The organism is Streptomyces enissocaesilis (assembly GCF_039533765.1).
Classification (GTDB): Bacteria; Actinomycetota; Actinomycetes; order Streptomycetales; family Streptomycetaceae; genus Streptomyces; species Streptomyces enissocaesilis.
Genome location: NZ_BAAAUD010000047.1, coordinates 428,890 through 450,295 on the forward strand (window position 1 = coordinate 428,890; position 21,406 = coordinate 450,295).

Annotated in this window: 20 protein-coding genes; 8 read left to right on the plus strand and 12 right to left on the minus strand. The window is 73.0% G+C overall.

What is annotated here, in order from left to right; genetic code table 11:
* Position 1: 1 nt before the first annotated feature.
* Both ABD374_RS24425 and hppD read right to left on the minus strand, forming a co-directional pair.
* On the minus strand, positions 2–934 hold the full coding sequence (locus ABD374_RS24425) for a phage baseplate protein (RefSeq protein WP_344497722.1): 933 nt from the start codon (positions 932–934) through the stop codon (positions 2–4).
* An 81-nt stretch (positions 935–1,015) separates the two neighbouring features.
* Positions 1,016–2,164 carry a 4-hydroxyphenylpyruvate dioxygenase gene (gene hppD, locus ABD374_RS24430; RefSeq protein WP_344497723.1) on the minus strand — a complete coding sequence of 383 codons (1,149 nt, stop codon included), beginning with the start codon at positions 2,162–2,164 and terminating at the stop codon, positions 1,016–1,018.
* 143 nt (positions 2,165–2,307) lie between these two features.
* Here hppD and ABD374_RS24435 point away from each other — a divergent pair, with 143 nt between their 5' ends.
* The 8 genes from ABD374_RS24435 to ABD374_RS24470 all read left to right on the plus strand — a co-directional run bounded on the left by ABD374_RS24435 (position 2,308) and on the right by ABD374_RS24470 (position 8,934).
* On the plus strand, positions 2,308–2,793 hold the full coding sequence (locus tag ABD374_RS24435) for an Lrp/AsnC family transcriptional regulator (RefSeq protein WP_344497724.1): 486 nt from the start codon (positions 2,308–2,310) through the stop codon (positions 2,791–2,793).
* A gap of 66 nt (positions 2,794–2,859) precedes the next feature.
* The gene (locus tag ABD374_RS24440) at positions 2,860–3,507 is read left to right on the plus strand and encodes an ABC transporter permease (protein ID WP_344497725.1); all 648 of its coding nucleotides are present in this window, start codon (positions 2,860–2,862) and stop codon (positions 3,505–3,507) included.
* Positions 3,500–4,741, plus strand: a complete 1,242-nt coding sequence (locus ABD374_RS24445) for a betaine/proline/choline family ABC transporter ATP-binding protein (protein WP_344497726.1) — start codon at positions 3,500–3,502, stop codon at positions 4,739–4,741. Before ABD374_RS24440 ends, ABD374_RS24445 begins: the two co-directional genes overlap by 8 nt.
* Entirely contained in the window at positions 4,738–5,574 is an 837-nt protein-coding gene (locus ABD374_RS24450; protein WP_344497727.1) for an ABC transporter permease, read from the plus strand. Before ABD374_RS24445 ends, ABD374_RS24450 begins: the two co-directional genes overlap by 4 nt.
* A 56-nt stretch (positions 5,575–5,630) precedes the next feature.
* Positions 5,631–6,575, plus strand: a complete 945-nt coding sequence (locus ABD374_RS24455; RefSeq protein ID WP_344497800.1) for a glycine betaine ABC transporter substrate-binding protein — start codon at positions 5,631–5,633, stop codon at positions 6,573–6,575.
* Positions 6,576–6,669: 94 nt separating this feature from the next.
* Positions 6,670–7,332, plus strand: coding sequence for an ArsR/SmtB family transcription factor (locus ABD374_RS24460; protein WP_344497728.1), 663 nt, complete (start codon positions 6,670–6,672; stop codon positions 7,330–7,332).
* 67 nt (positions 7,333–7,399) lie between these two features.
* Entirely contained in the window at positions 7,400–7,591 is a 192-nt protein-coding gene (locus tag ABD374_RS24465) for a hypothetical protein (RefSeq protein ID WP_344497729.1), read from the plus strand.
* Positions 7,588–8,934, plus strand: a complete 1,347-nt coding sequence (locus tag ABD374_RS24470; RefSeq protein WP_344497730.1) for an MFS transporter — start codon at positions 7,588–7,590, stop codon at positions 8,932–8,934. Before ABD374_RS24465 ends, ABD374_RS24470 begins: the two co-directional genes overlap by 4 nt.
* Here the strand turns inward: ABD374_RS24470 and ABD374_RS24475 are convergent.
* The 10 genes from ABD374_RS24475 to ABD374_RS24520 form a co-directional block, all read right to left on the minus strand.
* Entirely contained in the window at positions 8,861–9,652 is a 792-nt protein-coding gene (locus tag ABD374_RS24475) for a S16 family serine protease (RefSeq protein ID WP_344497731.1), read from the minus strand. The two genes, ABD374_RS24470 and ABD374_RS24475, sit on opposite strands and share 74 nt — an antisense overlap.
* 81 nt (positions 9,653–9,733) lie before the next feature.
* Positions 9,734–10,375 carry an IclR family transcriptional regulator gene (locus ABD374_RS24480; protein WP_344497732.1) on the minus strand — a complete coding sequence of 214 codons (642 nt, stop codon included), beginning with the start codon at positions 10,373–10,375 and terminating at the stop codon, positions 9,734–9,736.
* Between the two features lie 348 nt (positions 10,376–10,723).
* On the minus strand, positions 10,724–12,505 hold the full coding sequence (locus tag ABD374_RS24485) for a DEAD/DEAH box helicase (RefSeq protein ID WP_344497733.1): 1,782 nt from the start codon (positions 12,503–12,505) through the stop codon (positions 10,724–10,726).
* A 119-nt stretch (positions 12,506–12,624) separates the two neighbouring features.
* Positions 12,625–13,035 carry a type II toxin-antitoxin system death-on-curing family toxin gene (locus ABD374_RS24490; protein WP_344497734.1) on the minus strand — a complete coding sequence of 137 codons (411 nt, stop codon included), beginning with the start codon at positions 13,033–13,035 and terminating at the stop codon, positions 12,625–12,627.
* A 35-nt stretch (positions 13,036–13,070) separates the two neighbouring features.
* Positions 13,071–14,555: an MFS transporter gene (locus ABD374_RS24495; RefSeq protein WP_344497735.1), complete on the minus strand. Its 1,485-nt coding sequence runs from the start codon at positions 14,553–14,555 to the stop codon at positions 13,071–13,073.
* 117 nt (positions 14,556–14,672) lie between these two features.
* Complete coding sequence (locus ABD374_RS24500; RefSeq protein WP_344497736.1) at positions 14,673–15,860, minus strand: lactonase family protein; 1,188 nt, start codon at positions 15,858–15,860, stop codon at positions 14,673–14,675.
* A 137-nt stretch (positions 15,861–15,997) separates the two neighbouring features.
* The gene (locus ABD374_RS24505; RefSeq protein ID WP_344497737.1) at positions 15,998–16,546 is read right to left on the minus strand and encodes an AAA family ATPase; all 549 of its coding nucleotides are present in this window, start codon (positions 16,544–16,546) and stop codon (positions 15,998–16,000) included.
* Positions 16,547–16,613: 67 nt separating this feature from the next.
* Positions 16,614–18,929: a xanthine dehydrogenase family protein molybdopterin-binding subunit gene (locus ABD374_RS24510; protein WP_344497738.1), complete on the minus strand. Its 2,316-nt coding sequence runs from the start codon at positions 18,927–18,929 to the stop codon at positions 16,614–16,616.
* Positions 18,926–20,308, minus strand: a complete 1,383-nt coding sequence (locus ABD374_RS24515; protein WP_344497739.1) for a (2Fe-2S)-binding protein — start codon at positions 20,306–20,308, stop codon at positions 18,926–18,928. Before ABD374_RS24515 ends, ABD374_RS24510 begins: the two co-directional genes overlap by 4 nt.
* Entirely contained in the window at positions 20,305–21,189 is an 885-nt protein-coding gene (locus ABD374_RS24520) for an FAD binding domain-containing protein (RefSeq protein WP_344497740.1), read from the minus strand. Before ABD374_RS24520 ends, ABD374_RS24515 begins: the two co-directional genes overlap by 4 nt.
* Between the last annotated feature and the right edge of the window lie 217 nt (positions 21,190–21,406).

A 21,406-nucleotide genomic window follows, 5' to 3' on the forward strand; every position in this document is an offset into this window, starting at 1 on the left:
CTCAGGCGTGCTGCTTGTAGTAGATGGAGTACCTGCGCGCCCCCGGCTCCCCCGAGGCGAACCCCATGCACAGCCGCGGTTTGCCGGTGCGCCGCACCGCGAGGCCTTCCGGTTCGCGGTGGTCGAGGGAGTAGCCGGCCTCGGTGCGGGTCCGCTGGACCGGCTCGCCGGTGCGGATGTCGATGCAGGAGACGTACGTGTTGCCGTGCCCGGAGGGGGGATTGGCCGGCCCGTACGGTTCGCCGGCCAGCTGGTACAGGTAGTCGCCGTACAGCGCGAAGCCCTGGAAGTCGATGTCCGGTTCGGGGTGCGCGGCGGCCTGCGCGAAGTCGTGCAGGGGCTTCGAGAAGTCACCGGCGACGGCGTGGGCCAGCGAGAAGACGCGGTAGCGCACCTTGCCGCCGATGCGATGGCGGACGGCGATCCGCTTGCGGCTCATGTCCACGGACGGCTGGTTCGCGGTGGACCCCTCGACCGGGTGGCGGGTCGGTCCCGCCGAGCCGCGCCGTACCTGCCGGTCCACGAACCGGAACCGCGTGATGCCGCGCCCGAACGCCATGGAGTCCGCGACCCGCGCGTCCGTCTCCGTCCAGATCCAGGTCGCCCCGGCCGCGTCCCGCTCGACGCCCATGCCGACGCCGTGCCCGTGTCCCAGCAGGTACATGCGGCCGAGCCGGGCGCCCTTGAGGTCGAGCTGGTTGAGGCACATGTCGCCGCGCTGCCGTCTCTCCGTGCCGGTGTACGCCTTCGGCTCGCCGGAGAGTCTGATGCCGCCCTGCATCATCTGGAGGACGTACAGCCGCTGCCGGGAGTCGTCGAAGGCGAAGGACTGGAGGACCGTGGTGTGCCCGAGGGGCTTCTTCCAGTGCCACCGCTTCGACGGCACGGCCAGGTCGATGCGCTCGTCACTCGTGCTCGCACTCACACTAGTCATGGCCATGACTCACGATAGCGGCCCACGGCCCCACGGGGCAGGGGCGCGTGGGGCCGCGAAGGGCGCGAAGGAAGCGAGGGATCAGAGGTTTCCGCGCTTCTCCTGCTCCCGCTCGATCGCTTCGAAGAGGGCCTTGAAGTTGCCCTTGCCGAAGCCCATCGAGCCGTGCCGCTCGATCATCTCGAAGAAGACGGTCGGCCGGTCCTGGACCGGCTTGGTGAAGATCTGGAGCAGGTAGCCGTCCTCGTCGCGGTCGACGAGGATCCTCAGCTCGCGCAGCGTCTCGACGGGTACGCGCGTCTCGCCCGCCCACTCGCCGAGCGTGTCGTAGTACGAGTCGGGGGTGTCCAGGAACTGGACGCCGTTCGCCCGCATGGAACGCACGGTCGCGACGATGTCGTTCGTGGCGAGCGCGATGTGCTGGACGCCGGCGCCGCCGTAGAACTCCAGGTACTCGTCGATCTGCGACTTCTTCTTCGCGATCGCGGGCTCGTTGATCGGGAACTTCACCTTCAGGGTGCCGTCCGCGACCACCTTCGACATCAGCGCCGAGTACTCGGTCGCGATGTCGTCGCCCACGAACTCCTTCATGTTGGTGAAGCCCATGACCTTGTTGTAGAAGGCCACCCACTCGTTCATCCTGCCGAGCTCGACGTTGCCGACGCAGTGGTCGATGGCCTGGAAGGTGCGCTTGGCCGGCGGCGCGACGACCGGGTCGGCGGCGACGAAGCCGGGCAGGTAGGGGCCGTCGTAGCCCGAGCGCTCGACGAGGGTGTGGCGGGTCTTGCCGTACGTCGCGATCGCGGCCAGTACGACGACGCCGTGCTCGTCCTTGACCTCGTGCGGCTCCTCGATGCCGCGCGCGCCGTGCTCCACGGCGTAGGCGTACGCGGCGCGGGCGTCCGGGACCTCGATGGCGAGGTCGACGACGCCGTCGCCGTGCTCGGCGACGTGGTCGGCGAGGAAGCGGCCCCGGTCGGTGGAGGGCTTGATGACGGAGGTGAGGACGAAGCGCGCGGCGCCGTTCGTCAGGACGTAACTCGCGGTCTCGCGGCTGCCGTTCTCCGGTCCGGAGTAGGCGACGAGCTTCATGCCGAAGGCGGTCGAGTAGTAGTGCGCGGCCTGCTTGGCGTTGCCGACGGCGAAGACGACCGCGTCCATTCCCCTGACCGGGAAGGGGTCGGCCTCGCGCGCGGTGCCGGGAGTGGTGTGCTGCGTGGTCTCAGTCATGGCGGCAGGCTCTCTCCGTATCGCAAGCTGCGCAATAGTTCGCTGAAACACTGGGCAATGTGCCCACCCGATCGCCAGAATGGCCGGGCGATCTGTACAGGATGACCAGGCTCAGCACGAGGTGTCGGGAAGCAGGGCGGCCCATGTCCACAGACGGTATCGACGAACTCGACGGCCGGCTCATCGTGCTGCTGGCGCGCGAGCCGCGGATCGGGGTGCTGGAGGCGTCGCGCCGCCTGGGGGTGGCGCGCGGGACCGTGCAGGCGCGGATGGACCGCCTTCAGTCCAATGGAGTCATCCGCGGATTCGGTCCGGACGTCGACCCGGCAGCGCTCGGCTATCCGGTGACGGCGTTCGCGACGCTGGAGATCAAACAGGGCCAGGGCGCCGACGTACGGGCGCACCTGGCGTCCGTACCGGAGGTGCTGGAGCTGCACACGACGACGGGGCACGGCGACATGCTCTGCCGCCTCGTCGCCCGCTCGAACGCCGATCTCCAACGTGTGATCGACCGGGTTGTGGGCTTTGATGGCATCGTGCGGGCCTCCACGGCGATTGTCATGGAAAATCCCGTGCCCCTGCGGATCATCCCGCTGGTGGAGCAGGCCGCGGCCGACGGGCCCGGCTGACAAGGACCGACCGGCGACGGCCGACCGACCGAGGGCCGGCCGACAAGGGCGGACGAGGGAGCGCGCGTGAGCTTCTGGGAGTACCTGGGCACCCGGCACCAGCAGTTGCTCACCGACGCCCTGCAGCACGTCAGCGCGGTCTTCCAGTGCATGGTGATCGCCACCCTGCTGGGGATCACCGTCGGCGTGCTCACCTACCGCAGCCCCTGGGCCGGGAACCTGGCCGTCACCTCCACGGCCACCGTCCTCACGATCCCCTCCCTCGCGCTGATCGGCCTGCTGATCCCGGTGGTGGGGCTCGGCGTGCCGCCCACCGTGATCGCGCTGGTGCTGTACGGGCTGCTGCCGATCGTCCGCAACGCGATCGTGGGCCTGCGCGGGGTGGACCCGACCGTCGTCGACGCGGCCAAGGGCATCGGGATGTCCCGGGCCGCCCGGATGCTGAAGGTGGAACTGCCGCTCGCCTGGCCCCCCATCCTGACCGGCATCCGGGTCTCCACCCAGATGCTGATGGGCATCGCCGCCGTCGCCGCGTACGCCTCGGGCCCCGGCCTGGGCAACGAGATCTTCCGCGGCATCGCCTCGCTGGGCAGCGCCAACGCGATCAACCAGGTGCTCGCGGGAACGCTCGGCATCGTCGCCCTCGCCCTGCTCTTCGACGCGGCGTACGTCCTGCTCGGCCGGCTGACCATCCCGAGGGGGATCCGTGCCTGAGGCGGCGAGGGGGACAGCGGCTTCCGGTGCCACCATCGAGCTGGAGAACCTCTCCAAGCGCTACCCGGGCAACCCGAACCCGGCGGTGGACAACGTCTCGATGGAGATCAGGGCCGGCGAGACGGTGATCCTCGTGGGCCCCTCCGGCTGCGGCAAGTCGACCACGCTGAGGATGATCAACCGGCTGATCGAGCCGAGCTCCGGGCGGATCAGGATCAACGGCGAGGACGTCACCGACATGGACCCGGTGAAGCTGCGCCGCAAGATCGGGTACGCGATCCAGTCCTCCGGGCTCTTCCCGCACATGACGGTCGCCGAGAACATCGCACTCGTACCGAAGATGACCGGCTGGCCGAAGGCGAAGGTGAAGGACCGGGTCGAGGAGATGCTCGACCTGGTGGGGCTCGACCCGCGCGAGTTCCACGGGCGCTATCCGCGGCAGCTGTCGGGCGGCCAGCAGCAGCGCGTGGGGGTGGCGCGGGCGCTCGCCGCCGATCCGCCGGTGCTGCTGATGGACGAGCCGTTCGGGGCCGTCGACCCGATCACCCGCGACCACCTCCAGGACGAACTGATCCGCCTCCAGCACGACCTGCACAAGACGATCGTCTTCGTGACGCACGACTTCGACGAGGCGATCAAGCTCGGGGACCGGATCGCGGTCCTGCGGGAGCGTTCGCACATCGCGCAGTTCGACACCCCGGAGGCGATCCTCACCAATCCGGCGGACGACTTCGTGTCGGGTTTCGTCGGGGCGGGAGCGGCCCTGAAGCGGCTCAACCTCACCCGTGTGCGGGAGGTGGAGATCGCCGACTTCCCGACGGTGAGCGTGGACGACCCGCTCCAGACGATCTTCAACCGGCTGCGCGGCGGCCTGCACAACGAGCTGCTGATGCTCGACCGGCGGGGCCGCCCCTACAAGTGGCTGCGGCGCGGCGACCTGATGCGCGCCAAGGGGTCGCTGGCGCGGGCCGGGCACCTCGTGCACGACACCGTGACGCGGGACGCCACGCTGCACGACGCGCTGGAGGCGGTGCTCATCGACTCGGCCGGGCGGGTGGCGGTGACGGGGCGGCGCGGCGAGTACATCGGGGTCGTCGACATGGAGACGCTGCTGAACTCGGTGCACGAGATGCTGGAGGCCGACCGGCTGACGGCCGTCGAGCACCGGCACGACCTGGAGGAGCTGCGCCACCACCGGACCGAGGCGGAGCTGGAGGGCGGTGCGGGCGGATGAGCGACGCCTCCAGCGGTCCCTCCCAGGAGGGCGTGGACCAGGACCTGCTCACGGAGGAGGAACAGGGCGGGCGGGCGCCGGCGCCCCGTGCCCCCGAGCGGCGGTTCGTCTGGCGGAAGCTGGTGGTCATGCCGGTCGTGCTGGCCCTCGTGCTGCTGGCGACATACCTGTGGATCTCCCACGCACGCCTCGACACGATCGCCGAGAACTCCCTGGCGGGCGGCAATGTGAAGCTGCGGCTGTGGCAGCACGTCAAGCTCACCGCGGTCTCCACGTTCTGGGTACTGGTCATCGCGGTCCCCCTGGGCATCGCCCTGACCCGGCGCCGCCTCAGCCGGGGCGCCCCGCTGGTGACGGCGGTCGCCAACGTCGGGCAGGCGACGCCCGTCATCGGCCTGCTGGCGCTGCTGGTGATCTGGCTGGGCATCGGCCCCACCACCGCGATCGTCGGCATGGTGGTCTACGCCGTGCTGCCGGTGCTCTCCAACACGGTGGCCGGACTGCGGGCGATCGACCCCCAGCTGGTGGAGGCCTCGCGCGGCATCGGCATGTCGGCGGCGGGCACCCTCACCAGGGTCGAACTGCCGCTCGCCGTACCGCTGATCCTGGCGGGCGTGCGCACCGCGCTCGTCATCAACGTCGGTACGGCCACGCTGGCCACCTTCGGCGGGGGCGGCGGCCTCGGCGACCTGATCACCTCGGGCATCCAGACCCAGCGGACGGCGGTCCTGGTCCTCGGCTCGGTACTGACGGTGGTGCTGGCCCTGCTGGTGGACTGGCTGGCGTCCCTGGTGGAGCTGGCGATGACCCCGCGCGGGCTGGAGGAGGGGTGACAGGGGTGACGCGGTCCTCGTCCGTCGTACGCACGGCACTGGGCGCGGCGCTGGCGATGCTGCTGGCGGCGGCCGGGCTGTCCGGCTGCGGCCTCAAGAGCGGCTCTCCGATGGCCGACGACGTGGTGCCGGGTTCGGTCGGCCGGGGACAGCCGCTCAAGGGCGCTTCGCTGACGGTCACCTCGAAGAACTTCAGCGAGAACATCGTCCTGGGCCACATGATCGGCCTGGTCTTCAAGGCGGCGGGCGCGGAGGTCCTGGACCGGACGAACCTGCCGGGGTCGATCAGCGGCCGCGAGGCGATCGTCAAGGGCGACGCGGACGCCATCTACGAGTACACCGGCACCGCCTGGATCACCTACCTGGGCAACCAGGAGCCGGTCGTCGATCCGCTGGAGCAGTGGCGGGCGGTGCGGGACGCGGACGTGGGGAACGGGGTCACCTGGCTGCCGCCGTCCGCGCTCAACAACACGTACACGCTGGTGATCAGCAAACGGAACAACGCGAAGTACCGGCTCAGGACCATGTCGGACGTCGCGGAGCTGTCGCGGCGCGATCCCTCGGCGGTGACGCTCTGCGTGGAGAACGAGTTCGCGTCGCGCGAGGACGGGCTGCCGGGGCTGAAGAGGGCGTACGACATGGACATCCCGGCCGGGAACGTCAGGAAGATGGACGCCGGGATCATCTACACCCAGGTCGCCGAGTCGGGGTCGTGCCTGCTCGGCGAGGCGTTCACGACCGACGGCCGGATCGAGGCCATGGACCTGGACACCGTCACGGACGACAAGCACTTCTTCCCCAACTACAACGCCGCTCCCGCGCTGCACGCGGCGACGTACGAGAGGTATCCGGCGATCGCGGGGCTGCTGAACCCGTTGAGCGCGCGGCTGAACACCGAGGTGGCGCGGGAGCTGAACGCGAAGGTGGACGTGGACGGGGAGGACCCGCACGAGGTGGCGAAGGAGTGGCTGGTGAAGGAGGGCTTCATCAAGGAGGGATAGGCGCCGGGTGGGCGGTCCCGCGGAGGAGATGATGCAAAGAGAATGTTGCAACGAAGTGGTTGCATAGGTTTCTTTGCAAGCCTAGGGTGGAGGCATGCCCCAAGAGCCCGAGCAGCCCGGCACCCCCGCATCCGCCGCACACCCGGAGCCCGACACCCCGGAGCCCGACACCCCGGAGCCCGACACCCGGGAGCCCGACAGCCGTGTGCTGGACGCCCGTTCACTGCGCGGGCTCGCCCACCCCCTGCGCATCCAGCTGCTGAAGTCCCTGCGCCACGACGGGCCCGCCACCGCCTCCCAACTGGCCCAGCGGCTGGGCGAGTCCAGCGGCGCCACCAGCTACCACCTGCGCCAGCTCGCCTCCCACGGCTTCGTCGAGGACGACCCCGAGCGCGGCAAGGGCCGCGAGCGGTGGTGGAGGGCGGCGCAGGAAGGGACCACCTTCAGCAGGGAGTTGCACAACAGCCCCGACCCCGCCGTACGGGGAGCCGCCGACCTCTTCATGCACGAGATCGCCAACATCCACACCCAGGAGGTCAGCACCTGGCTCGGCACCGCGCGCGAATGGCCCGAGGAGTGGGCCGGCGCCTCGGACCTGAGCGACTTCACGCTCCAGCTCACCCCCGGGCAGCTGAAGGAGCTGAACGAGAAGATCCACGCGCTCATCAACAGCTACCACGGACTGTCCGTGTCCGGCGAAGACTCCGCCCAAGTCCGCCTGCACACGCACTCCTTCCCCCGCCGCCCCACGGACTGACCCCGCGGACCGACCCCACGGACCGACCCCGCAGACCGATTCAACGGACCGAAGGGAACCGCCCGCCATGCACCCCGACATACACCTCCGGCTCCACCACCAGCGCGCCGCCGAACTGCGCGCCCGGGCCGCCGGGCACACCCGCGCCCCCCGCCCCGCGCCGCGTCACCCCCTGCGCGCCCGCCTCGGCTGGACCATGGTCGAGCTGGGCCTGCGCCTCGCCCAGCAGCCCCCCGCCCGGCCCGCCCGTATCGCGTGAAGACGCAGGGGCGGAGGAGACCGTTCGCGGCCGTCCTGGCCGCCAACACCGTCTCCACAGCGGGCACTTCGCTCACGATGATCGGCGTCCCGTGGTTCGTGCTCGACACCACGGGCAGCGCCGGCCGGGCCGGCGTCGTCGCCTTCTGCGCGACACTGCCGGTCGTCGTCGCCGCGCTCGTCGGCGGCCCCTTCATCGACCGGATCGGCCGCCGCCGGGTCTCCGTCGGCTCCGACCTGGTGTGCGGCCTCGCCGTCGGCGCGATTCCGCTGCTGCACTACGCCGGTGCGCTGGAGTTCTGGATGCTGTGCGCGCTGATGGCGGTCGGCGGCCTCGCCCACACGCCCGGCACGACGGCCCGTTACGTCCTCCTCCCCGACCTCGCCGCCCACGCCGGCACCACCCTCACTCGCGCCGCCGGCCTCTTCGAGGGCGTCTCGCGCGGGGCCCGCATGATCGGGGCCGCGCTCGCGGGCGTACTGATCGCGCTGCTCGGCGCCGAGGCGGTGCTGCTGCTCGACGCGGCGACGTTCGCGGTGTCGGCGCTGCTGGTCGCGGCGGGGGTGCGGGGCGTACGGGCGGCCGAGCCGCAGAAGGCGGCGCCGGTGTCGTTCACGACGTACCGCACTGAACTGCGCGAGGGGTACGTCTTCCTCCTGCGCCAGCGCCTCCTGCTGGCCGTGGTCCTGATGGTGATGCTCACCAACGGCCTCGACCAGGGCTGGAGTTCGGTCCTCCTGCCCGTCCACGTCGAGGGCGGCCCGGGCGGCGCGGCCGTCCTGGGTGTGCTCGCGGCGGTCTTCGGCGGGGCTGCGCTGCTCGGCGCGCTGCTCTACGGGGCGGTCGGCGAGCGCTTCCCGCGCCGGGTGGTCTTCACCGTCGCGTTCCTGCTCTGCGGGCTGCCGCGCTTCGCCGTCGCCGCGCTGGTGGACGGGACGGCGGCGCTGGCCGTGACGATGGCGGCGGGCGGTCTGGCCGCCGGGATGCTCAACCCGATCCTGACGACGGTGACGTACGAACGCGTCCCGCAGGAGCTGCGCAGCCGCGTCGGGGGCGTGTCCACGGCCGGCTGCGAGCTGACCATGCCGCTGGGCGGCCTCGCGGCGGGACTGCTGGTCGAGGAGGCGGGGCTCGTGACGGCGCTGCTGGTGTTCGGCGGGGCGTACTTCCTGGTGACGCTGAGCCCGGCGGTCTTCCCCTCCTGGCGGACCATGGACGACGTACACCCCATGGGGGCCGTACCGCCCGCAGAGCCGGTCCGGCCGCCCGCTAGCAGCTCGGAACCTTCCCGCTCTTCCTCTCCAGCGCCACCAGCGCCCGCACCGCGTCCTTCAGCGTCGTGACGGGCACCAGGCGCAGCCCCTCGGGCTTCTCGGCCCGGGCCTGCGCGCACTCCTCCTCCGGTACGAGGAAGACCGTCGCCCCGTCGCGCCGGGCCGCCTGCGTCTTGAGCGGTACGCCGCCGACCGGGCCCACGTCGCCGTCGGAGGTGATCGTGCCCGTACCGGCGATGGTGCGGCCGCCGGTGAGGCCGCCGCCCGAGCCGTCGCCGTCCAGCTTGTCGACGATGCCGAGGGAGAAGAGCAGCCCGGCGCTGGGGCCGCCGATGTCGGCGAGGTTGAGGTCCACCTTCACCTGGTCGGGGCTCCTGCCGAGGTGCCCGAGCGCCGCGTCGACGGCGGTCTCCTGCGACTGCTCCATCTCCGCGGCGTTGTGCTTCTCGATCTCGGCGTCGGTGTCGCCGGTCGGGTAGACCGCCTCCTTGGGCATGACGGCCCGGTCGGTCCTGAACCACGCGTCGACGACCTGCCCCAGGTCGATGTCGACGGACGGCCCCGTCGCCACGATCGTCGTCATCAGCAGTTCTCCGGTCGTCTCGCGCACCGGCGCGCCGGTGATGGTGATCACCGGTTCGCCCTTGTCCTCACCGAGCACGTTCGCGGTGCTGCCGGGCTGCGCGAGGACGTACGGCAGCGGCGCGAGGGCGGCCACGGCGAAGAGCGCGAGCGCGGGGGCCCCGCAAAGGGCGAGGACACGGGGGCGGGAGAGACGTGAGAGCACGCCCCCCAATCTAGTGGGCGCACGCCCCTCTCCCCCGTGCACCCCTCGCGCCCGCCGCACCCCTCGCACCCCCGCGCCCCTTCACCTCAGCGCGTCGGCGACCTCACGGGCGGCGTCGACCACGCGCGGCCCCACCCGCTCGGGAACGGAATCGGCAAGCATGACGACGCCGACACTGCCCTCCAGGCCGGTGATGCCGACCAGGGGCGCCGCCGCGCCACTGGCACCGGCCTCCAGCTCGCCGTGGGTGAGGGTGAAGCCGCCGTCCTCCAGGGCGCCCTGACGGGCGGCGAGGATGGCCCGGCCGGCCGCCCCCCGGTCGAGGGGGTGACGGAACCCCGTGCGGTACGCCACGTGGTAGTCGGTCCACGTCGGCTCGACGACCGCGACCGCGAGGGCCTCGGCGCCGTCGACCAGCGTCAGGTGCGCCGTGGCCCCTATGTCCTCGGCGAGGGAACGCAGCGCGGGCAGCGCGGCTTCCCGTACGAGCGGATGAACCTGCCGGCCCAGGCGGAGCACGCCGAGGCCGACGCGGGCGCGGCCGCCCAGGTCGCGGCGTATCAGCGCGTGCTGCTCGAGGGTGGCGAGCAGGCGGTAGACGACCGTGCGGTTCACACCGAGTTTGTTGGACAACTCGGTGACGGTCAGACCGTGGTCGGTGTCGGCAAGCAGTTTGAGGACACGTAGTCCCCGGTCGAGCGTCTGGGAAGTTTCCGCGGTCACGACGCCCACTCCTCTGTGGTGAGTGCGACGGCTCTCCGACGGGTGCGCCGCCGGTCCCGTCGGCGTCGCGCGCAGAGGCCGCCGGCAGGCCATGGCACCGGCTGCGCTCCGCGGCGGCTCTGCCACGGGGCGTATGCGTTCCGGGAAAGGTAGCGATCGACTCCGCTCAGCGGAAGACCTCGTCCAGAATCCGGGCGCCGAAGGTGAATTCATCCCTATTCGACCCGAATGCGCATTCTCTTCGGGCCGACGGGGCCCACCCCTCGGAACGGACGGGGCCCGGAGAAGCGCCTCCGGGCCCCGCGCGTCACTTCCCGGCAGACGCCCCGAGAGGCGCCCCGGCAGGCGTCACCGCATGCGGGTGGCCCACTCCTGGACCTTCTTGATCCGGTCCTGGAGCTGCCCGGCCGTGGCCTCGGCGCTCGGCGGACCGCCGCAGACCCTGCGCAGCTCGGTGTGGATGACGCCGTGCGGCTTGCCGCTCTGGTGGACGTACGCGCCGACCATCGTGTTGAGCGACTTGCGCAGCTCCAGCAGTTGTTTGTGCGTTACCACGGGACGCGCCCCGGCCGGCTTCTCCAGCAGGTCGGCCTCCGCGGCCGGCTTCTGGCGGCTGTGCGCGATCTGCCGGGTCTGGCGCTTCTGGAGGAGGAGCTGCACCTGGTCGGGCTCCAGCAGCCCGGGGATGCCGAGGTAGTCCTGCTCCTCCTCGCTCCCCGGGTGGGCCTGCATGCCGAACTCGGCGCCGTCGTACAGCACCCGGTCGAAGACGGCGTCGGACTCCAGTGCCTCGAAGGGCAGCTGCTCCTCGGTCTCCTCGTCCTCCGGCTTCTCGGCGTCGGCGAGGAGCTTGTCCTCCTCGGCGAACGGGTTCTCTTCCTCGCCGCCCTTCTTGGGCCTGTCGAGGACGTGGTCCCGTTCGACCTCCATCTCGTTGGCGAATTCGAGGAGCATCGGAATCGTGGGAACGAACACGGACGCGGTCTCGCCGCGCCTGCGCGATCGCACGAAGCGCCCGACCGCCTGGGCGAAGAAGAGCGGCGTGGAGATCGTCGTCGCGTACACGCCGACCGCCAGGCGCGGTACGTCGACGCCTTCCGACACCATGCGGACCGCGACCATCCAGCGGGAGTCGTCCGCGCTGAACCGGTCGATCTTCTTCGAGGCGGCCTTCTCGTCGGACAGGACGACGGTCGGCCGGTCGCCGGTGATCCTCTTCAGGATCTTGGCGTACTCGCGGGCGCTGTCCTGGTCGGTGGCGATGACGAGCCCGCCGGCGTCCGGGATGCCCTTGCGTACTTCGGTCAGCCGCTTGTCGGCGGCCGCGAGGACGTTCGGGATCCACTCCCCCGTCGGCGCGAGCGCCGTGCGCCACGCCTGCCCGATGGCGTCCCTGGTCATCGGCTCGCCGAGCCGGGCGGCGATCTCGTCACCGGCCTTGGTGCGCCAGCGCATGTTGCCGCTGTAGGAGAGGAAGATGACGGGCCGCACGACACCGTCGGCCAGGGCGTTGCCGTAGCCGTAGGTGTAGTCGGCGGAGGAGCGCCGGATGCCGTCGTTCCCCTCCTCGTACGCGACGAAGGGGATGGGGTTGGTGTCGGAGCGGAAGGGCGTGCCGGTCAGGGCGAGACGCCGGGTCGCCGGGTCGAACGCCTCCTGGCACGCCTCGCCCCAGGACTTCGAGTCACCGGCGTGGTGGATCTCGTCGAGGATCACCAGCGTCTTGCGCTGCTCGCAGCGGTTGCGGTGGAGCATGGGGCGCACGCCGACACCGGCATAGGTGACGGCGACCCCGTGGTACTCCTTGCTGAGCGGACCGGCGCTGTAGTCGGGGTCGAGCCTGATGCCTATCCGGGCGGCGGCCTCCGCCCACTGCTTCTTGAGGTGCTCGGTCGGCGCGACGACGGTGATCTGCTGCACGACGTGGTGGTGCAGCAGCCACGAGGCGAGCGTCAGCGCGAAGGTCGTCTTGCCGGCGCCGGGCGTCGCGACGGCGAGGAAGTCGCGCGGCTGGTCCTGGATGTACTTCTCCAGCGCCCCCTGCTGCCAGGCGCGCAGCTTGTTGGCGGTGCCCCAGGGGGCGCGGCCGGGGAAGGCGGGTGAGAGGTGGTGGGAGGCGGTAGTAGTCACGGTCTCCGGTTCGCTGGCTCTCGGGGTCACAGGGGTGCGTACGACAACCGGGCCACCCTACCGGTGGCCCGGTCGCGATCCCTGCCGGACAGCCGGCCCCGGCTCGTGTGCGACCGGAGTCACAGCCGGCCGCTGCGGACTCGCCTTTCCGGAATGATCAGATCGCGCAAGACCTGCCCGATGGCCGGCACATCCTCCAGACGGCCCGTGGCCACCTCGACGACCGAGTGCTCCGCCCTGTCGAGGTCCGGACGCAGCTGCACCTCGTTCATGGCCAGGAAGACCACGCAGGACACCCAGGCCGTGCGCTTGTTGCCGTCGGCGAACGGGCGGCTGACCGTGAGCGACTGCAGCAGGGCGGCCGCCTTGTCGAAGAGATCGCCGTACGCCTCCTGACCGAACAGGGCCGCAGAGGGGAGGTGCACGGCCGACTCCAGCAGCCCCGCGTCACGCACCACGACCACCTGGTCGTCCACGGCCTGCTCGGCGACGGCGAGCACATCCTCGGCCGTCAGGTACACGAACGTCACCTCAGCCGGTCCAGCCCCTTGGGGTCGAAGCGGTACTACTTGACTTCTCGCCCACCCAGCCGCGTCGCCACCCACGCCCCCGCCAGCGCCACCCCCGCCATCGGCAGGAACACCGCCGCGAAGGCCGCCGGGTGGGAGGCGGAGGCGGTGGAGGCGGTGTGGGCGGAGCCCACCGCGCCGCCGCCCAGCGCCGCGAAGACCGCGCCGCCGGCCGCGAGGAGCATGACGTTGGAGAGGCCGTCGGATATCTGGAGGGCGGCGGAGTTGGCGCCCGCCTCCTTGGGGGCCGAGAGCTTGAGCAGGAGCACGCTGGTCGAGGCGATGACCGTGCCCATGCCGAAGCAGCCGACGCCCCAGGCGACCGCGACCACCCACACCGGGACGGCGGTGATCAGCACGCTGGGCGCGGCCGCGATGGCCGCCGCGACCAGGACCATGCCCCCGGGCACCATCCGCTCCCGGTACGGCTCCATGCGCGGCCGCGACTGCACGTACGAACCGAGCGCCCACGTCGCACCGCCGACCGCGAGCGAGAGCCCGGCCGCCGTCGGGGACAGCCCGCGCTGGGTGACCAGCATCAGCGGTACGAAGGACTCCGCCGCGATGAACGACCCGGCCGCGACCCCGCGCAGCAGCACCACCGAGGGCAGCCCGCGCGCCGCCCGGTAGGTGCCGCGCGGCAGCAGCCCCAGGACGGCCGGCACGAGCAGCGCGCCGCCCACCGCCGCCGGGAGCAGCGAGAGCCACCGCACGCCGTGGACAGACGCGGCCTGGCCGGCGTACTGGAGCAGCCCGGCGCCCAGCGAGATGCCGAACGCGAGGCGGATGCGGCGGCGGTCGAAGGCCGGAACGGGGACGCCCGCCTCGGCGGGGCCGGCCGCCGTGCGGCGTATCGCGGGCAGGGCGAGCGCGAGCGGGAAGACGACCAGGACGGGGATGCCGACGAAGACCCAGCGCCAGCCGAGGTGTTCGGTGACCGTCCCGGACACGAGCGGGCCCACGACGGAGGGCACGACCCAGCTCGCGGCGAACGCGGCCAGGATCGCGGGCTGGAGGCGCGCCGGGTAGGCGCGGCCGACGACGACGTACAGGGCGACGATCACGAGTCCGCCGCCGAGCCCCTGGACCGCCCGGCCGAGGATGAACAGCCACATCGCGTCCGCCGTGCCGGAGAGCAGCAGCCCGGCGGCGAAGGCGCTGATGCCGGTGGCGAGGGGGGCGAGGGGGCCGCTGCGGTCGGACCACTGGCCGGACAGCACCATGGCGAAGAGGCTGGTGGTGAAGTAGGAGGAGAAGGCGAAGGCGTAGAGGGAGACGCCGTTCAGCTCGCGGGCGGCGACGGGCATGGCCGTGCCGACGGCGGTCGCCTCGAAGGCGATCAGCAGGACGACGGCGATGATGCCGACGCTGAGCGCGCGGTGGGCTCTGCCGAGAACACCGCTCCGGTCGGCGGCGGGTGCGCCGGGTGTCCCGGCGGCTGCGGGCGCGACCTCGGCGTCGCGCGGTTCCAGGGCGGTCATCCGCTCAGAGTAAGGGGCGTACTGGCGAATGACCCCTGTCGTTGGGACGGTGGACGCTCGGCCTTTGGTCGTACGTCCGGGGCTTTCGCCCGGGGCCCCGGCCCGGGCCGGCCGGCCCTACACCGGCAGCACGCACACCGGGACCGGCGCCGCCAGCACCGCGCCCGCCGGCGACAGCCGGCCCGTGCCCCGGTCCACCCGGAACACGGCGACCGTGCCGGACTTCTGGTGGGCGGCGAACAGCAGCGTGCCGGACGGGTCGAGCGCGATGTGCCGGGGGTACGCGCCTCCGGACGGCGTGAGGGACAGCGGCCGCAGCGCCGCGCCGCCGCGTTCGACGGCGAAGACGGCGATGCTGTCGTGGCCCCGGTTGGAGACGTACACGAACCGCCCGTCGGGCGAGACCAGCACCCCCGCCGGGTAGTTGCGCCCGGTGAGCTCGGTGCCGGGCGGGAGCGTCGGCTGCGGGGCGCCGGGGGTCAGGGTTCCGCCGCGCGGGTCGTAACCGCACACGACGAGCGTGCTGTCCAGCTCGTTGACGACGTACGCGTGCCGGCCGCAGGGGTGGAAGGCGAGGTGTCTCGGTCCGGCGCCCGGCCTCGTCGCGGCGCGTCCGCGCTCCTCCAGCCGGCCGGTGCGCGGGTCGAGCCGGTAGGTGTGGACGGAGTCCGTGCCCAGGTCGACGGCGACGACGTACCGCCCGCCGGGATCGGTGACCACCATGTGCGCGTGCGGGCCCGCCTGCCGCTCGGGATCGGGCCCGGACCCGGTGTGCTGTACGACGTCGGTGGCTTCCCCGAGCACGCCGTCGCGCCCGACGGGGTGTACGGACACGCTCCCGCCGGTGTAGTTCGCGGTCAGCAGGAACCGCCCGCCGGGATGCACGGAGAGGTGGCAGGGGTCGGCGCCACCGGTGGCGCGGGCCCGTCCCAGCACCTCGGGCGCCCCGGCCCCGACGCGCACGGCGGTGACGGCGCCCTCGGCGCGCTCGTCGACGGCGTAGAGGGTGCGACGGTCGGGCGAGAGCGTGAGGAAGGAGGGGTTCTGCACGCCCGCGAGCACCCCGGTGGAGGTCAGTTGCCCACTGCGCGGCCGGTAGGAGGCGAGCCCGATGCCGGTGCCGCCGCCGGGCTGGGTGGTGTACGTACCGAGATAGGCGCGGCGCGTCGCCTGTGCGGCCTGCGCGCTCCCGGACACCGCCAGCGCGGCGACGCCGGCGCCGGCCAGTGCGCCGAACCGCCGCCGGGTCACCCCCGTCGCCCCCGTGCCGCTGCCCGCACCCGTCGCCGTACGCACGTCGCTCATGGAAGCCCTCACGCTCTCGGATCGCCGGTGTCGTCCGCCGGCCGTGCAGCGGTCGCGGTCGATGGTGGCCCGCACCACTGCGCGCAGGCAAGGGCCGCGCGCATCCGTTCGCGCGCCGCCCCCGGGCGCGACGGCGCTCACGGAGCCACCTTGCTCTCGTGCAGTCGCGCGAGGATCTCCCCGACCGTCACCTCCGGTGTCTGCCGGGCGGTGTCCAGCCACAGTCCGATCCGCTCCGTCTCCTCGCGCAGCACCCGGTCCAGGCCCTCCACGGTCCAGCCCGCCCCGTAGCCGGTCTTCGCCCGTCCCGCCTCACGGGCGGCCACCGCTTCCCGGCCGGGGGCGAGCACCACGACGTACAGGGGGCGGGTGCGTACGAGCCGGACGTACGCCGCCAGCTGCTCGCCCACCACCACGTCCTGCACGACCGCGGTCCAGCCGCTGCGCGCGTACTCGTCGGCGACGGAGGCCGACAGGCGGTGGCGCAGCCGGAGCTGGGCCAGGGCCTCTTCGCCCGCCCCGGGCAGCATCTCCTCGCGCCCGGAGACGATCGTCCGGCGGAAGGCGTCGCCGCGTACGTGGGCGGCGCGCGGCAGGCGCTCGGCGAGCGCCTGCGCGACGGTCGACTTGCCCGCGGCCATGACACCGGTGACCAGGATGACGGCGGGACCGGGCGCTTCGTCCATGGACCGACCCTAGCGGCAGGGCGTTCGGGCGCCACCGGGAATCGCGTGGCCCGCCCGGTCCGCCCGGCTACGGACCGGGTACGGCGACCGCCGCCTGGGGGCGGATCGGCAGGCGGTTGACCGGGCGGCCGGTGGCCGCCCGGACCGCCGAGGCGACCGCCGCCGGGGACGTGACCACCGGGACCGCGCTGACCGGCTTCGCGCCGAAGGGGGCGACCACGTCGCGCTCCTCCACCAGCTTCACGATGCGGATGTCCGGGGTGTCCAGGGACGTCGGGAGCGCGTAGTGGGTGAGGTCGGGGTGGCGGATCAGGCCCCGCGGGGTGCGGAGGTTCTCCGTCAGGGCCGCGCCCACGCCCTGTGTGACGCCCGCCTCGATGCGGGTGGCCAGCTGGGCCGGGTTGAGGACGCGGCCCACGTCCTGGGCCACCGCCATCTCCACCACCCGGATCGAACCCAGCTCGATGTCCACGTCCACGATCGCGCGGATCGCGCAGAAGGCCAGGCCCACGAAGGCGTCGCCCTGGCCCGTGTCGTCGAGCGGTTCGGTGGGGTGGGGGCGGCACTGGGCCGTGGCCCAGAGCTCCTTGCCCTCCATCGCCTCCATCACCGTGGTGGAGAGGACCCCGTCGTACGAGGTGATCTTGCCGTCGGCGATCTGCAGGAGCTCCGTCGACATGCCGAACTTGTGGGCCAGCGGCTGGAGGAGTTGGGTGCGGACCATCTTCGCCGCGCGTTCCACCGCCCCGCCCGACACCCAGGTGTGGCGGCCGTGCGTCGCGGGGCCGGCCGGGGGCTGGTCCGTGTCGACCGACGCCACGTGGACCTCTTCGACGCCCAGGACCTCCTGGACGATCTGGCGCGCGAGCGTGGTGAAGCCCTGGCCGGTCTCGACCGCCGCGCAGATGACCGTGGCCACGCCGTCGTGGACCTTCACCGTGGCGGTGGAGACCTCGTCGGTGCCCTCCGCGCCCAGCATGTGCACCATGCCGACCGCGTAGCCGACCCCGCGGCGCACGGCGGCGGGATCGCCCGCGCCCTCCGGGCCGCCCGGCAGCAGCCACTCCTCCCGGGGGGTGTCCTTGGGGAGGGCGGGGAGGGGGTAGTCGCGTACGGATCGGAGGAGTTCGGCCACGGGGGCCGGGCAGGTCACCGTCTGGCCGGTGGGCAGCAGGTCGCCGGTGGCCAGGACGTTGCGCAGGCGCAGTTCCGCCGGGTCGATGCCCAGCTTCGCCGCGAGCTTGTCCATCTGGCCCTCGTACGCCGCGCACACCTGGAGGGCGCCTTCGCCGCGGACGTGGCCGGACGGGGGGTTGTTCGTACGGACCGCCCAGCCCTCGACGAAGGCGTGCGGCACGACGTACGGGCCGCAGGCGAAGGACACCGCCGCCGCGAGGGATTCGGAGGAGGCGTCGGCGTACGCGCCCGCGTCCAGGAGGATCTGTGCCTCGACCTTCACCAGGCGGCCCTCGGCGTCCGCGTGGTGGCGGTAGCGCAGGAGCGTCGGGTGGCGGTGGGCGTGGCCGAGGAAGGACTCCTCGCGGGTGGCGGCCAGCTTGACCGGGCAGCCGGTCCTGAGCGCGAGGAGGCCCAGCGGGATCTGGAAGCTGCCGTCCTCGCGGTCGCCGGTGGCGCCCGGGACGCCCGTGACGACGACCTTCACGCGCTCCTGCTCCAGGCCGAAGCAGGCGGCGGCGCGGTCGCGGTCGGTGTGCGGGTCGGTGGACGCCGTGTAGAGCTCCACGCCGCCGTCGGGGCGCGGGACGGCCAGGCCGGCCTCGGCCCCGATGGGCGCCGGGTCCTGGCGGCCGATGCGGTACAGGCCCTCCACGATCACCTCGCCCGTGACTTCCGGGTCGCCGAAGCTGAGGGGGATGTGGCGGATGAGGTTGCCGTCGGGGTGCAGGGGGTCGGCCGCGAAGGCCTGTTCCGGGTCGGTGACCGGTTCGAGGATCTCGTACTCGACCGCGATGGCGGCGGCGGCCAGGCGGGCCGTGTCGGGGTGGTCGGCGGCCACCGCGGCGATCGCCTCGCCGTGGTGGCGGACCAGGTCGGAGGCGAAGACGGGGCGGTCGACGACGCTGCGGCCGTGCGCGGGGTCGCCCGGCACGTCCTCGTGGGTGACCACCGCCCGTACACCGGGCATTTCGGAGGCGGCGGAGGTGTCGACCGAGACGATCCGGGCGTGGGCGTGCGGGGAGCGCAGGACCGCCGCCCAGAGCAGCCCCTCGGCCCACAGGTCGGCCGCGTACGGGAACGTGCCCTCCGTCTTCGCGCGCGCGTCGGCCGGGGGAAGGGAAGCGCCGATGCCGTGGGTGGGCGGCTCGGTCCGGGTGCCGTCGACCGCCGGTGCGCCGGTCGCGGTGGCCGCGTCGTTGCTCACGCCATGCCTCCGTCGTGCGGGTGCTCGTGCGGGTGGGGCTGCTGGACACCGCCCGCGCCCGGGGGCGCCTGGTGCGGGATGCGGGCTTCCTCGGCCGCGGCGGTCGCCTCGCGCTCGGCGACGACCTCGCGCACGGCTTCGAGCACGCCCCGGTAGCCGGAGCAGCGGCAGAGGTTGCCGCAGAGCGCCTGGCGGGTCTCCAGCTCGGTGGGGGCGTGGTTGCCCTCGAGCAGGTCGTGGACGGTCATGGCCATGCCGGGTACGCAGAAACCGCACTGGACCGCGCCGCAGTTGGCGAGGGCCCGCTGGACGTCGGACGGCCGGCCGTCGGTGGCCAGGCCCTCGACCGTACGGACCTCGCTGCCGGCGGTGGTGGCGGCGGGGACGAGGCAGGAGGCGACGAGACGGCCGTCGACCTGGACGGCGCAGGCGCCGCACTCGCCCTGGGAGCAGCCGTCCTTGGCGCCGGCGAGGCCGAGGCGCTCGCGCAGGACGTACAGCAGGGACTCGCCGATCCAGGCGTCGGTGACGGGGCGGTCGGCGCCGTTCACGTGCAGGACGTAGGAGGCGTGGGGGTGCTCGCTGTGGGCGGGCTCGCCGGGGGCGGGCTCGTGGTGGGCGTCTGCCGGGGGGGCCGCGGGCGCGGTGCCGGGGGCTTCGGGGCCGGTGCCGCGCGGGAGCGTCCCCCCGGGCGCCGGACGTTCGGGTACGGGGACTTCTCCGGGGTGGTCGCGTTCGGCGCCCTGCGGGGAGCGCCCCGGCACCTCCTCTCCCGCCGCCGCGGCCTGTTCGGCGGGGGCGGTCGCGTCCTCCTGCGGCGGGTGCGGCTCGAAGTCGTGCGCCGGCCCGGGGGCCGCCCAGGGGGCGGGGGCTCCGCCCGCGTCGGCCGCGGTCGCCCAGGGGGCCGGCGCTCCGCCCGGCAGGGTGTCCGAAGGGTGCGCGCCGCCCCACTGGGACGCCAGTGCCGACATCGTGAACTCGCCCGACTCGTCCGGGAGGTCGCCGTCGGCCACCGGGACCGTCCACTGGCCCGTGAGTTCGGACGCGACCGGGGGCGTGGGCGCCGGGGCCGTGTCGAAGCTCCACTGGCCCGTGGTCCCCGGGTCGTGCGCGGGCGCGTCCGTGCCCTCGGGCTCCGGCCACCGCATCTCGCCCGGTACCGACGGTGCGGCCCAGGTGACGCTCTCCCCCGGCGCCTGCGGGGTGATGTGAGGCGGCACGTAGTCGTGTCCGGGGGCCGCCAGCGGGTCGCCGAAGTCCGGCATGCCCTCGGGCAGCTGTACGAACGCCGTGGCGTCGGCGTCGTACTCGCCGCCCTGCGGGGTCGGCTGCCAGGTACCGGGGTGCGGAGGCCCCCCGGGGTTCTCGTTCTCGCTCACGACAGTGCCCTCCCCAGCGCTCGTCGGGCCAGCGCGGCGACGGTGCGCCGCAGGTGCAGTACGGCGGGCGGCAGTGCTGCCTCGGTCCCGTCCGCCGGGTCCGGGATGCAGGCGGCGGCGACGTACTCGCCGAACGCGGCGCACGCCTCCGGCGCCAGCTTGCGGTCCGCGTCCCACTCGATCAGCGAGGCGATCCAGGCCTCCGCCTCCAGGGGCCGCAGCGGCACCTGCGCGATGGCACCCACCGCGCACCGCACCTCGCGCCGCGCCGGGTCGAGGACCAGGGCGACGGACGCGGTCGCGCGGCCGGGACCGGTGCGGCCGGTGGCCTTGACGAAGACCTGCGGGGCGTGCAGCAGCGGTACGCGCACGAAGCCGATCAACTCGCCCGCGCCCAGCATGTCGCGGCCGGCGAGGAGGTGGGAGACGGGGGTCTCGCGGCGTGCGCCGCCCGGCCCCGCGATCACCAGCGTCGCTTCCATCGCGGCCAGTACGGGCAGGGTGTCGCCGGTGGGCGCGGCGGTGACGATGTTGCCGCCGAGCGTTCCCGCGTTGCGGATCTGGGGCGGTCCCGCGGCGCGCGCGGCCGCCGCGAGCGCCGGGATGAGGGCCGCGAAGTCGGGCCGTCCCATCCGGGCGTGCGTGAGACCGGCGCCGAGCAGCGCGTTCCCGTCCTGGTACTGCCAGCCCCGGATCTCGCTGATCCGGCCGAGCCCGACCAGGGCCGCGGGCCGCAGCTGCCCGGAGTTCACGGATGCCATCAGGTCCGTACCGCCCGCGACGGGCACGGCGGCAGGCATGGCGGTGAGTGCCGCCACGGCCTCGTCGAGCGAGGCCGGGAGCGTCACGGACTGCGCCGCCCGCGGTGCGTGCGTGGTCAACCCAGCTGCCCCTTCCCGGTGTCCCGGCTGTCCCGCCTGTTGCGCCGTACCGTACGTGCTCACAGCCCGGACGAGGCAACTCTGGCACATCCTGCGAACCGTTCGACGCGAGGGTCCACTAGGAACCCCTCGTCCCCGACCAGGGCATTCGCCCGCTTTCGTACTCCATTGGCGGTGAGTGCGAATTGCCACTCTTCAGCGAATCTCATGCGACTTA

Excerpts from the sequence above, each read along its gene's own strand:
- ABD374_RS24425 (WP_344497722.1), bottom strand. The coding sequence starts at position 934 with ATGACTAGTGTGAGTGCGAGCACGAGTGACGAGCGCATCGACCTGGCC.
- hppD (WP_344497723.1), bottom strand. The coding sequence starts at position 2,164 with ATGACTGAGACCACGCAGCACACCACTCCCGGCACCGCGCGCGAGGCC.
- ABD374_RS24435 (WP_344497724.1), top strand. The coding sequence starts at position 2,308 with ATGTCCACAGACGGTATCGACGAACTCGACGGCCGGCTCATCGTGCTG.
- ABD374_RS24450 (WP_344497727.1), top strand. The coding sequence starts at position 4,738 with ATGAGCGACGCCTCCAGCGGTCCCTCCCAGGAGGGCGTGGACCAGGAC.
- ABD374_RS24455 (WP_344497800.1), top strand. The coding sequence starts at position 5,631 with ATGCTGCTGGCGGCGGCCGGGCTGTCCGGCTGCGGCCTCAAGAGCGGC.
- ABD374_RS24460 (WP_344497728.1), top strand. The coding sequence starts at position 6,670 with ATGCCCCAAGAGCCCGAGCAGCCCGGCACCCCCGCATCCGCCGCACAC.
- ABD374_RS24465 (WP_344497729.1), top strand. The coding sequence starts at position 7,400 with ATGCACCCCGACATACACCTCCGGCTCCACCACCAGCGCGCCGCCGAA.
- ABD374_RS24495 (WP_344497735.1), bottom strand. The coding sequence starts at position 14,555 with ATGACCGCCCTGGAACCGCGCGACGCCGAGGTCGCGCCCGCAGCCGCC.
- ABD374_RS24500 (WP_344497736.1), bottom strand. The coding sequence starts at position 15,860 with ATGAGCGACGTGCGTACGGCGACGGGTGCGGGCAGCGGCACGGGGGCG.
- ABD374_RS24505 (WP_344497737.1), bottom strand. The coding sequence starts at position 16,546 with ATGGACGAAGCGCCCGGTCCCGCCGTCATCCTGGTCACCGGTGTCATG.